The sequence below is a fragment of the Streptomyces triticirhizae genome, from assembly GCF_003696235.1.
In the GTDB taxonomy this organism is placed as follows: domain Bacteria; phylum Actinomycetota; class Actinomycetes; order Streptomycetales; family Streptomycetaceae; genus Streptomyces; species Streptomyces triticirhizae.
This window is the reverse complement of record NZ_RFFJ01000194.1, coordinates 1-11056: the sequence shown is the minus strand read 5'-3', so window position 1 is coordinate 11056 and position 11056 is coordinate 1. Positions and strand designations below refer to the sequence as shown.

Annotated in this window: 12 protein-coding genes; 10 read left to right on the top strand and 2 right to left on the bottom strand. The window is 73.9% G+C overall.

The window, feature by feature from the left end; translation table 11 throughout:
- Positions 1 to 179: 179 nt before the first annotated feature.
- The 6 genes from EBN88_RS24810 to EBN88_RS24790 all read left to right on the top strand — a co-directional run bounded on the left by EBN88_RS24810 (position 180) and on the right by EBN88_RS24790 (position 4186).
- Positions 180 to 737: a hypothetical protein gene (locus EBN88_RS24810; protein ID WP_233580922.1), complete on the top strand. Its 558-nt coding sequence runs from the start codon at positions 180 to 182 to the stop codon at positions 735 to 737.
- The gene (locus EBN88_RS24805; RefSeq protein WP_122399288.1) at positions 734 to 1654 is read left to right on the top strand and encodes a peptidoglycan-binding domain-containing protein; all 921 of its coding nucleotides are present in this window, start codon (positions 734 to 736) and stop codon (positions 1652 to 1654) included. The genes EBN88_RS24810 and EBN88_RS24805 overlap by 4 nt, the downstream gene beginning before the upstream one ends.
- Positions 1651 to 1824, top strand: a complete 174-nt coding sequence (locus tag EBN88_RS31330; RefSeq protein WP_199742472.1) for a hypothetical protein — start codon at positions 1651 to 1653, stop codon at positions 1822 to 1824. The genes EBN88_RS24805 and EBN88_RS31330 overlap by 4 nt, the downstream gene beginning before the upstream one ends.
- 63 nt (positions 1825 to 1887) lie before the next feature.
- On the top strand, positions 1888 to 2403 hold the full coding sequence (locus EBN88_RS24800; protein WP_122399287.1) for a hypothetical protein: 516 nt from the start codon (positions 1888 to 1890) through the stop codon (positions 2401 to 2403).
- A 113-nt stretch (positions 2404 to 2516) separates the two neighbouring features.
- Positions 2517 to 3248, top strand: coding sequence for a tyrosine-protein phosphatase (locus EBN88_RS24795; protein WP_122399286.1), 732 nt, complete (start codon positions 2517 to 2519; stop codon positions 3246 to 3248).
- 458 nt (positions 3249 to 3706) lie between these two features.
- A complete protein-coding gene (locus EBN88_RS24790; RefSeq protein WP_122399285.1) occupies positions 3707 to 4186 on the top strand; it encodes a GNAT family N-acetyltransferase in 480 nt (159 codons plus the stop codon).
- Position 4187: 1 nt separating this feature from the next.
- On the opposite strand, the gene EBN88_RS24785 is transcribed toward EBN88_RS24790, so the two are convergent.
- Positions 4188 to 4751 carry a hypothetical protein gene (locus EBN88_RS24785; protein WP_233580921.1) on the bottom strand — a complete coding sequence of 188 codons (564 nt, stop codon included), beginning with the start codon at positions 4749 to 4751 and terminating at the stop codon, positions 4188 to 4190.
- Positions 4752 to 5170: 419 nt separating this feature from the next.
- On the opposite strand from EBN88_RS24785, the gene EBN88_RS24780 reads away from it, so the two are divergent.
- The 3 genes from EBN88_RS24780 to EBN88_RS24770 all read left to right on the top strand — a co-directional run bounded on the left by EBN88_RS24780 (position 5171) and on the right by EBN88_RS24770 (position 9078).
- Positions 5171 to 6331, top strand: coding sequence for an endo-1,4-beta-xylanase (locus EBN88_RS24780; RefSeq protein WP_122399284.1), 1161 nt, complete (start codon positions 5171 to 5173; stop codon positions 6329 to 6331).
- Positions 6332 to 6676: 345 nt separating this feature from the next.
- Positions 6677 to 7834, top strand: a complete 1158-nt coding sequence (locus tag EBN88_RS24775; RefSeq protein WP_122399283.1) for a ferric reductase-like transmembrane domain-containing protein — start codon at positions 6677 to 6679, stop codon at positions 7832 to 7834.
- Between the two features lie 80 nt (positions 7835 to 7914).
- The gene (locus tag EBN88_RS24770; RefSeq protein ID WP_233580920.1) at positions 7915 to 9078 is read left to right on the top strand and encodes an MFS transporter; all 1164 of its coding nucleotides are present in this window, start codon (positions 7915 to 7917) and stop codon (positions 9076 to 9078) included.
- On the opposite strand, the gene EBN88_RS24765 is transcribed toward EBN88_RS24770, so the two are convergent.
- Entirely contained in the window at positions 9057 to 9806 is a 750-nt protein-coding gene (locus EBN88_RS24765) for a class I SAM-dependent DNA methyltransferase (protein WP_122399282.1), read from the bottom strand. The genes EBN88_RS24770 and EBN88_RS24765 overlap by 22 nt on opposite strands.
- Positions 9807 to 10047: 241 nt before the next feature.
- Here EBN88_RS24765 and EBN88_RS24760 point away from each other — a divergent pair, with 241 nt between their 5' ends.
- A complete protein-coding gene (locus EBN88_RS24760) occupies positions 10048 to 10824 on the top strand; it encodes a hypothetical protein (protein WP_147472832.1) in 777 nt (258 codons plus the stop codon).
- The last annotated feature ends 232 nt before the right edge of the window (positions 10825 to 11056 follow it).

Here is an 11056-nt window from a genome sequence, read left to right as displayed (position 1 = left end):
GCCGCCGGGCCCGCCGCGCCGCCCGAGGGCGCGGCCGAGTGGGCGACGGCGGCGCTGGCCGCCGCCTCACTGACCGCGCTGCTGTGGTCGCTGCCCGCCGCGCTGGCCCAACCGGCCGCGCCCGAGCGCCCGTTGCCGACCGTCGCCGTCGTGTCCGTTCCGAACGGAGGCCGCTGACCGTGGACTTCACCACCAGCGCCCTGATCCTCTCCTGGGTCGCCATCGCCCTGCTCGCCCTGGTGGTGTCCGGCCTGGTGCGGCAGGTCCACCAGCTCTCCCGGGGCCATGTCGTGCGCGAGCAGGGCCGGTTGGGCGTCACACCCGGCAGCGCGGCGCCCGGCGCCGACGCGCTGCGGGCCGAGAACCTGCTGGCCGACGGCGTCGGCACGCTGCTGCTCTTCCTCAGCGCCGAGTGCCGCACCTGCGCCGAGGTGCTGGCCGAGGCGGCCCGCCTGGAGGCGCCGCCCGCCGTCCGCGCGATCTACGCCGGCGCGGCCCCGCCAGCGACGGCCGACGCCGGGGTGCGCTTCGCCGAGCACAGGCCCGACCTGTTCACCGCCTATGACGCGATCGCCACGCCGTTCGCCGTGCTCGTCGATCCCACCGGCCGCGTGGTGCGCGGCGAACCGCTCGGCAACGTCGCCGCGTTGGGCGCCCTGCTCGCCGCCGAGACCGGCGGCCAACCCCGCGAACAGCCCTCCGACCACCCCTCCGAGCAGCCGAGGAGCGCGCGATGACCACCCTCGACGAGGTTCCGCAGCTGCGCCGCGCCGGCGCGGCCGACCGGCCGACCCGCCGCCGCAGCACCGCCTCGCTGCCCCGGCTCGCGCCCCGGCGGCGCACCGTTCTCCAGTCGGCGACGGTCGTCGGCTTCACCGCGCTCGGCGTCTTCGGCCCGGCCCGCGCGGCCTACGCCGACGGCTACGACATCTGGACGGGCGAGTGCCCCTCCTACGCCTCCACCCACGACTGCTCCCCCGGCTGCGGTCCGAGCACCGTGCACGCCGCCGCCTGTGAGAGCAGCGGCCAGTACGAGGGCTTCCACCGCAACGACGGCGTCACCTGGACGCTGCGGCCCAACCAGTGCTACTCCGGCTCCTACGACGGCTGGCTGTGGGCGTTCAGCGGCGCGTGCGGGGCGTGCGGCTGCGGCATCGAACGGCGGTGCCACGACGGGTACTTCAACTCCGGCTCGGGTTGGGTGCGTTCGATCTGCCGCTGGACGACGGACTGCGGCTGCGAGGGCGCCATCGCCTGGCCGACGGTCCGCGACGGCTCGCGCGGGCCGGACGTGTACGCGGCCCAACACCTGGTGACGTTCCACGGGTTCGCGACCGAGCCGGACGGGATCTTCGGGCCCAACACGGCGGCCGCCGTGCGGAGCTTCCAGGAGTCCGTCGACCTCGCACCCACCGGCGAGGTCGCCGCGACGACGTGGCCGCACCTGGTGGTGACGGTGCGTCAGGGTGACAGCGGCGAGGCGGTCAGCGCGGCTCAGCGGCAACTCGGCAAGCACGGCTACCCGTTGACCGTGGACGGCGCGTTCGGCGCGCTCACCGCCGACGCGACGCGCGCGTTCCAGCGGGCCAACGGGCTGACCGTGGACGGGATCGTCGGGCAGCAGACCTGGCGCACCCTGGTCGGGTCCGCGTGAGGGACCGTCAGTTCCTCGCGTCGCCGGCGTGGCGGCGTTGGTCGACCGACCCGGCGGTGCCGGTGCTGGCGCTCATCTCCGGTGCGGTGGCGGCGAGTTGGTATGCGCCGCTGCTGACCTGGGCGATCCTCGGCGGCCTTGGCGGCTACGCGCTCTCCGGCTCCGTCTGAACGCGGAACAGCGCGCACGCGCTTGCCTCGCCAGGTTGGCGGGCCGTTCATCGACAGACCACCGTGTTGGGGGTCTTCTCCACCGGGCTGCTGCTCGGCGCGCTGCTGTCCGCGTCGGTGCTGTGGCTCGCCTCGGGGCTGGCCGCGCCGCTCCCGGCCGGCTGGCGCGCGGCGGCGACCGTCGCGCTCGGGGCGCTCGCCGTGGCACGTGACGCGGGGCTGGTGCGCCTGCGGCTGCCGCAGAACGCGCGGCAGGTGCCGCAGGACGTTCTGCAACGCGATCTGGTGCGCGGCGCGCTCCAGTTCGGCTTCGAGATGGGCACCGGGGTGCGGACCTATGTGTCGGCGAGCCTGCCCTACGCGCTGGCGGCCGGGGTGCTGCTGGCCAACGACGGGGGCGTGGCGCTGGCGACGGGGCTGGGCTTCGCGCTGGGCCGCGCGGCGACCCCGACGCTGCGGTTCGCCTCCGGCGCTGGCGAGGAGTGGGACGACCGGCTGATCGCCCGCCTGCCGCTGCTCACCACGGGCGCGGCGGCGGCCGCGACGGCGGCCTGGGCGGTGCTGGCGCTGCGCGGCTGAGAGGGGGCTCTTCCCTGCGGCGCCTCCCGGCGACGTTCCGACTCTGCTTCGATGGGGGGAACGGCCGAACGACCGCACGACGGCGGCCGGCGGGCGAGGACGAGGGGGCGGGGATGGTCACGACTCGACATCTCGCGTGGGAGGGCGCGTTCAACGCCCGGGACCTGGGCGGGCTGCCCACGACCGACGGCGGCACGACCCTCCCGGGCGCCGTGGTGCGCTCCGACGCGCCCGACGACCTGACCGCGGCCGGCTGGGCCGGGCTGTGGGCGCACGGGGTGCGCACGGTGCTGGACCTGCGCGAGCCGGACGAGATCCCGGCCGAACGCGTCGCGCCGGACTGGGTCACGGTGGTGCGGGTGCCGCTGGACGACCGGGGCGACACCGCGTTCTGGCAGTACTGCGCGGACAACGGCCTCTCCTCGGGCACCCCGCTCTACTACGGCCCGTTTCTGCGGCGCAAGGCGGACCGTTGCGTCGCCGCGATCGAGGCGATCGCGGACGCGCCGCCCGGCGGGGTCCTGGTCCACTGCGCCTCGGGGCGCGACCGGACCGGCCTGATCTCGCTGCTGCTGCTCGCGCTGGCCGGGGTCGAGGCGGCGGCCATCGTCGCCGACTACGAGCTGAGCGAGGAGCGGCTGCGGCCGGCGTTCGCCGCGTTGGGCTGGCGCGACCAGGGCCCGTTGATCCGGGAACTCCTCGCGCGCCGGAACACCTCGGCCGAGGCCGAGATCCTGTCGCTGCTGGAAACCCTCGACATCGAGGCGGTGTTGCGCGCCGCCGGCCTCGGCGAGACGCGGCTGGCGGCGGTCCGCGCGCGGCTGCTGGGGGAACGGGCGGAATGACCCGTGCCCGGTGTCGGCGTCAACTCAGGTGGCTGTAGAGGTCGTTGATCACCTTCTGCGCCAACTCGCCGTCGGCCTGCGGGGTCTCGGCGCGGACCCACAGCAGGCAGGCGTAGCGGTCCAGGTGCGGGAACTGGTGGTGGAGGGTTATGGTGCACGGGCTCTCCGCGTCGCCCGGCGCCGTCGCCCAGCGCGTCCAGAGGATCTGCCCGACCTCGTCAGGAGTACGGGCCGCTGCGGCTGGTCAGCACGAACCGGGCCGGGCCGACGATGCCGCGGCGCGGCTCGCGCAGCGCGCCGGGCCGCCAGGAGGCCAACGGCAGGGCCCTTCCCGCACTGGCCCCCGCTCGAACAACCGTTCGTGCGGGGGTGGTGGGGGGCAGTCCGGCGGCGGCCGGCGGGCGTCCGGCGGGCGGGGACCGGGCGACTGTCAGTGGTGGGTGGCAGACTCCGGTGGCATGACCGGAGAACAGGTAGTGAGCAGGGGAGACGTCCGGCTGCGGGATGTCGAGGACGCCGATCTGGAGGTGTTCCTGGCGCAGGAGCACGATCCCGAGGCGGCGCGGCGCTCGCGGTTTCCACCCCGGGAGCGGGAGGCGTTCCTTCGGCACTGGCGGACCAGGGTGCTGGGCGATCCGGGGGTCTTCGTCCAGGCGGTGACCGTCGACGGGGAGCTGGCGGGGAACGTCGTGGCGTGGTGGGACGGCGAACGCCGCTTCCTCGGGTACTGGTTGGGTCGGGAGTTCTGGGGGCGCGGGGTCGGCACGAGGGCGGTGGCGCTCTTCCTGGAGCGGGAGCGGCACCGGCCGCTGCACGCGGACCCGTTCGTGGGCAACGCCGGCTCGGTGCGGCTGCTGGCGAGGCTCGGCTTCCGGGAGGCGGGCAGGGAGCGGGAGGGGGAGACCGAGTATGTGCTGATGGTGCTGGAGGCCGCCTGAGTCAGGACTGGGTGTCGGTCAGCGCGCGGGTGGCCGCCGCCGCGCGGAGGCGTTCCAACACGTCGGCCTGGCGTTCGGCGCGGGTGAGCAGCATCCGCAGCTCGGCCGCCGCGCCGTTCTCGGCGATCGCGGGCAGCGCGGCGAGGGCCCGCCAGAGGGCGGCCTTGCCCTGGACGCCGAGGAGCATCGCCTCCAGCTCGATCACGTTCCGCGCCTCGGAGGTGCGGACGAGTCGCCCGTTGGGCTTGAGGCGGCCCAGCCGCTCGCCGACCTTGGCGGCGAACACCATGGAACGGTGCACCGGCACGCCCAACTCGCCCATCAGGCGCCGCAGTCGGGCGCGGTCGTCGCGCACCTCGGCGGCGAGGGAGGTCAGTGCGGCGGCCGCGTCGGGGGACGCCCCGTGGTGGCCGGCGAGGCGCTCGGCGAGGCGGGCGCCGGCGGTGGCGCCGGCGAGGTGGTCGTTGAGGTAGACGGTCAACGCCTGGGGGACGCGTTCGGGCGCGCCGGCGGGGGGCCGGCGCGTCCCGTTCACCGACCGGGGTGTCCCGTTCACCGTGCGCACGATCGGTTCTCCTCTCCTGCCCTGCTGCCCTGCTGGCCCGCGCGGCGCCCCGGGAACCGGGGGCCGCCGTGGCGGTTCCCCCGAGTGCCCCGCCAGGCCCACCTTCAACCCACCCCCTCGGGCCGGCCGGGCCACCCCGCGCGACTTCCCACGCCCCCGGGGCGAGCGCGCACACAGGGGTGCGGGGAACCGCGCGACGCATGAACGACGCGCCGCAGACGACAACGGCACAGGCGGGCCACGCGGGAGGTCGTCCGCAGCCAGCCACCGGGCCGACCTAGCCGACCGAACCCACCGGCGCCGCGCCGCGTGGTGCACACCCGTTGACGGCCCGGCCACGCAGCCCTTAGCGTCCGTGCTCTCAACTTCCGGGAATCTTCCGGAAATTCTCGGACCACGACCACCTTGAGGGACCTCCCATGAGATCCGTCCGACCCGCACTCCTCACCCTCACCCTCGCCGCCGCGCTCGCGCTCCCCCTGGCCGCCTCCCCCGCGACCGCCACCACCGACGCCGAGCGCGGCGCCTCCGCCGCCCCCTCCTCGTTCTCCCCCATCACCGACGCCAACCTCGACCGGCTCCGCTGGGTCGCCCCCGAGGGGTTCCACGTCGGCAGCGCCGTCGCCGGCGGTGGGCACCACCTGGAGCAGGACTATCCGGACCCGTTCACCCACGACCGTGAGTACCGGAAAATTCTCGGGAAGCAGTTCAGCTCCCTCTCGCCCGAGAACCAGATGAAGTGGGAGTTCATCCACCCCGAGCCCGACCGCTACGCCTTCGAGGCGGCCGACGCGATCGTCGACTTCGCCGAGGAGAACGACCAGGTGGTGCGGGGCCACACCCTGCTGTGGCACAGCCAGAACCCGGCCTGGCTTGAGGAGGGCGACTTCACCGCCGAGGAGCTGCGCGCGATCCTCCACGACCACATCACCACCGTCGTCGGCCGCTACGCCGGCCGCATCCAGCAGTGGGACGTGGCCAACGAGATCCTCAACGACGACGGCACGCTCCGCACCTCGGACAACATCTGGATTCGCGAACTCGGCCCCGGGATCGTCGCCGACGCCTTCCGCTGGGCCCACGAGGCCGACCCCCAGGCCGAGTTGTACCTCAACGACTACGGGGTGGAGAGCGTCAACGCCAAGAGCGACGCCTATCTCGCGCTCGCCGAGGAGCTGCTGGCCGAGGGCGTGCCCGTGCACGGCTTCTCCGTCCAGGGCCACCTCAGCACCCGCTACGGATTCCCCGACGACCTGGAGCAGAACCTGGAACGCTTCGCCGCGCTGGGCCTGGGGACCGCCGTCACCGAGCTGGACGTGCGGATGGACCTGCCGGAGAACGGCCAGCCCACGCGGCAACAGCTGCGCCAGCAGGCCGACTACTACGGCCGCGCGCTGTCGGCGTGCCTGGCCGTCGAGGGCTGCGACTCGTTCACGATCTGGGGCTTCACCGACAAGTACTCCTGGGTCCCCGTCTTCTTCGAGGGCGAGGGCGCGGCCACGGTGATGACCGCCGACTACGCCCGGAAGCCGGCCTTCCACGCCCTCTGGACCCGCCTCCTCCTGGCCCGCCTCCACTGACGGCCTGCGGCCGGGGCCGCCGCCGACCGACGCCACCGGTGCGGGCCCGCGATTCCGCTTCACCGGAATCCGGGCCGCGCACCGCTTTTCGTTTTCCGCTACGCCGTTTCCCCCGCGTCGTATCCGGAACGCGAAAAGTTCCCGGGCGTAGCGAGATTCCTCCGCCGGGCCGGCCACAAATGGCCGGCGGCGTAGGCGAATTCCGCAACTCCGCGCATCGTCTTCCGCACCCGGGTCTTTGTCGTTACTCTTCTGGCTCGGGAGCGCGGGGCTGTTGATGTGTCGCCACGGGTCGTCCGTCACCGACGATCCGTCGGCGTGCCACTGGGAAACTGGAGTTGTGTGATGGCTGACGTCCCCGAATCGGCGCTGCCCTCCGTCCGTAAGGGAAGAGAACGCCGGGACCGTTTCGACTGGGCCGGTCTGCGCGCGGATCTGCGCGGTGCCGTGCCCGACGCCTCGCTCGCCCTCGTGTTGACCCTGCTGATCTTCTGGCTGCTCTACGCCCGCGTGGAGAACGGCAGTTCGGCGACGATCAAGATCATGCCCATGCTGGCGGACGCGCCGAAGTTCTGGATGTACTGGATGTGCCAGGCGTTCGGCTGGTCGGCGATGCTGTGGGCGTATATCAGCGTGGTGTTCGGCCTGATGCGTTCCGGGCCGCGCCCGAGCTGGGGCTGGCTGCCGCCAGCGCGGCTGGAGAAGTGGCATCGCACGACCAGCCTGACGACGGTCGGGTTGATGTTCATGCACGCGTTCTTCTTCTTCACCGACCAGATCAGGGACAACACCAGCCGGTGGTCGTTCGGGCGCAGCGTGTGGACGGCGTTCGTCGACTCGTTCGTTCCCGGCGGATACTCCTCGGGCACCGGCCGGGTCGCCATCTTCATCGGGCTGTTGGCGCTCTATCTGGCGGTGCCGCTGGGCCTCGCGTTCTATCTGCGGAACCGGACCGGCTCGCGGATCTGGCTGGCGCTGCACCGCTTTGTGATCGTCGTCTATGTGATGAGCATCTGGCACACCCTGCTCTACAGCAGCCAGGCGTGGTACGACGGCAGCTTCCGCACGATGCTGTGGGTGCTCCAGATCCCGCTCGCCGGGCTGCTGTTGTGGCGGCTGATATCCCCGGCCCGGCCGGGCGAGCGGCTGCGGTCGCGGCGCGACCACGCGGTGCCGTTCAGCGCGCGGGTGTTCGCGCGGCTGGCGGTGGTGGCCACCATCGTCGGCCTGGTGCTGGTCGTCGTCACCGGCGTGGACGGCGGACGCACGCCGGACGGGGCCTCGCCCCCGCCCTGGCCGGAGAAGTGGGTGATCTGGGTCGGCCTGCTGGTCTTCACCCTGGCCGTGGTCGCCACCGTCCTGCGCCTGCGCGCCCGCGCCAACGGAACCGGCGCGGGAACGGGCACCGCCGGCGGGACGGGAGCGGCGACCGGCGACGGCGCCGCGCCCGGCGACGAGACGGCCACCGACGCGACGGCCGGCGCGGCCGCCGACCCGCACTGAACCGCCGCGCCGCCCCCGACGAGGGCGCCCCGGGCCCAGGTCCCCGGGGCGCCCTCTCCGGCGCCCAACGCGCTCTGCTCGTGGGCGGGTTCCTCGTCAACACCGGCACCTTCGCCGTCTATCCCTATCTCGCGGTGCTGCTGCGCGAACGGCTGGGCGTCGGCATGGCGACGGTCGGCGTGGTGCTGGGCCTGGCGACGCTGACGCAGTTCGCCAGCGCGCCGTTCACCGCCGCGTTCGCCGAACGGGTCGGGCTGCGGCGGGCGTTGGTGCTGGCCACCTTCCTCTACGCGCTGGGCGCCGCCAGCTATCTCGCGGGCGTGCGGCTCGCCGCGCTGACCGTGGTGGCGCTCTTCCTCAGCTGCGGCGCCGGCGCGCTCTACTCCCCCGCCTACCGCTCCTACCTGGTGCGGACGGCCGGGCCCGAGGAGCGCCCGCGCCTGGTGTCCCTCGGGAACGCGGCCGGCAACCTCGGCATCGCGGCCGGGCCGGTGGTCGGGGCGCTGTTCCTGCACGCGCCGAACACGCTGTTCACCGCGACCACGGTCCTGTATGCCGCGCTGGCCGCCGGCCATCTGCGCCTGCGGAACGAGGGCCAGGGCGGCGGGGCGGACGTCGAGCCGTTCCGCCGGGTGCTGCACGGGCTGGCGTGGGTGCCGTTCGCCGTCACGGTGGTGACCCACTACCTGTATATGCAGTTCTACCAGTACCTTTCGGTCTTCGCGGCCGGGCGGCTGCCGACCGCCGGCTATGGCGTGATCATGATGGGCTACTCGCTGGGGCTGGCCGTTCTCCAGCCGCTGTTGGCCCGTTGGGTCGGCGCGGTCCGCCACGGGGTGGCGATGGCGGTCGGCTTCGGCTGCATGGCGGCCGGTCTCGCGGCGATCGCCACGGGCCGGCCGGTGGGGGTCGCGGCCGGGGCCGCCGCGATGAGCGTGGGCACCGCCGTGCTGTTCCTGAAGAACGACCTGGAGGCGATCGCGCTCTCGGCGCGCTCGGTCACGGTGACCTTCGGTCAGCAGCGGCTGGCCGTCGGCCTTGGCGCGCTGCTCAGCGGGGTGGTGGGCGGCGCGGCCTACGGGTTCTTCGAACGGGCGGGCGCGCTGCCGGCGTTCTGGCTGGCCGCCGCCGCGCAGTGCCTGGTGCTGCCGCCGCTGGCGCTGCTGGCCGGGCGCCGGCTGGCGGCGCGTGCGGCGGCGGCCCGCGCCGACGACGCCGGGCGTCAGTCGGCCGGCTTCTCGTAGACGGTGACATAGCTGCCCTCGGCGCGGAACGGCTCGCGGCGCCAGCCGCCCCAGCGGTGCGCGCGCCGCAGCCCGGCGAGGCGGGCCATCAGGTCCAGCTCGCTGGGCCAGGCGTAGCGGAGGAACGCGGGCGCCAGCCTGATGCCGCCCTCGGCGATCAACACGTGCTGGCCCTCGAAGCGTTGCTCCACCGGGTCGTGGCGCACGGCGGTCAGCCGGACATGGCCGAGGCCCACCTGGTGCGCCTCGACCCGCTGGTCGCGGTCGTAGCGGCCGACGTCGGGCATCGGGCACTCCAGGACGAACCGCCCGCCGGGCAGCAGCCGCCGCGCGACGTTGGCGAAGCAGCGGACCTGCTCGTCCTGGTTGGCCAGGAAGAAGAAGGTGGAGAACACGACGAAGACCATCGCGAACGAGACGTCCGTGTCCGGGGCGACGTCCGCCATGTCGCCGATGGTGACCGGAACGCGCTCCCCGCCCGGCTTGGCGCGCAGCCGGGCGACCATCGCCTCGGAGGCGTCGATCCCCCACAGGTCCACGCCGGTCGCGGCGAGCGGGAGGGTCACCCGGCCGGTGCCGACGGCGAGTTCGAGGACCGGGCCCGCCGGCCCCTCCTCGATCAGCTCGGCGAGCGCCCGCACCGCCTCGGTGGGGTCGAGGCCGGCGTGCCAGTCGTCGTAGATGTCGGCGTTCAACTCGCCGTAGGTCTCCGGGCCGAAGGCGTCCATGCGGCTTCGCTTCCTCTCCTGGTCCTGGGCGTGCGGGGTGGGCGGCGCGGGGATACGCGGGTGGGGCGGAGGTGCCTCCCTCCACAGGTCGGGCGGCCGGTCCCGGGAGTTCCCGAACGCCTCGCACTCCGGCGCGTACTCCGGGGCGTGCGCGCCGTGTTGAGGCGGGGACGGCGATCCGCGAGGATGCCCTGACGAGTCCCGGGCGCCGGCCCGGCGACGCTGAGTGAGGGGGATCGCGGTGGCGAGGTGGGGGCCGGATTCGGCACGGGTCGTACAGACGGCGCTGCGCACCGTGCTGGCGGGGATCGTGGGCGGGGTGGTGGGCGTCGCGGCCTACTCGATCAGCCAGACGGGTGGCCAACGGCTGTCGATCGTGGTGGGTTGCCTCATCGGCGTCGCGGCGGTGCTCGGCGTCGAGCTGTACCGCAGAACCGCCCACCTGACCGATGTGCGCGTCGCGGTCCTGGGAAGTGAGATGGCGTTCCGCACCAAGACCGACATGCGGCAGGCCGCGCAGCGGATGTACTTCCAGGCCGCCACCCGGCCGCTGGCCGACGGCGAGGGGAACCTCGGCGCGGCGGTGGCCTCGTTGAAGAACCTGTTCGACCTCTACCGGGAGCCGCTGGAGTCCGAGGCGGCGCCGTTGCCGCCGGCGAGGAGCAACTCGGTCTACCAGCTGGCGCTGGACATGCTCAACGTCGAACTCGGCCCGTTCCTCGCCGCCTGGCACCCCCGGCTGGACAGGTGGGTGAGGGAGAACCCGGGCGCCGACGAGGCGGACTGGCCGGAGAACGCCGCGTTCCGGCGGGATCTGCGCGTCCTCCAGGAACGCGTCCGGCCCTATGTGGTCGGTCTCGGGAAGATCGCCGGCATCCCGGACCCGGCGAGCCATCTGGACCGGTCCGCCAACGCGCCCCGCTGGGCGACGCCCGCCGTCCCGGCACAGGCGACGCCCCGGGACCCGGAGACGCGGCCCGCCGCCCCGCCCTCGGACGGGCCGGCCGTTGGCGCATGATGGTGCGGTGACCACTGACCCGCCACCGGCGCCGCCGGCGCCGTCCGTCCGCGCCGACGCCGACACGGACGCCGACACGGACGCCGACGCAGCAACGACGCCCCCCCCCGTTATGTTTTTCGTGGTCCTGCAATGGGGCCGCTGGCCTCTGGGCCCGGTATGACTTGTTGCCCCCTGTCGAAGGCATGACCTGGGGGGTGGTGTCGCCGGGTCCGGGGGTGTTCGTCGGAGA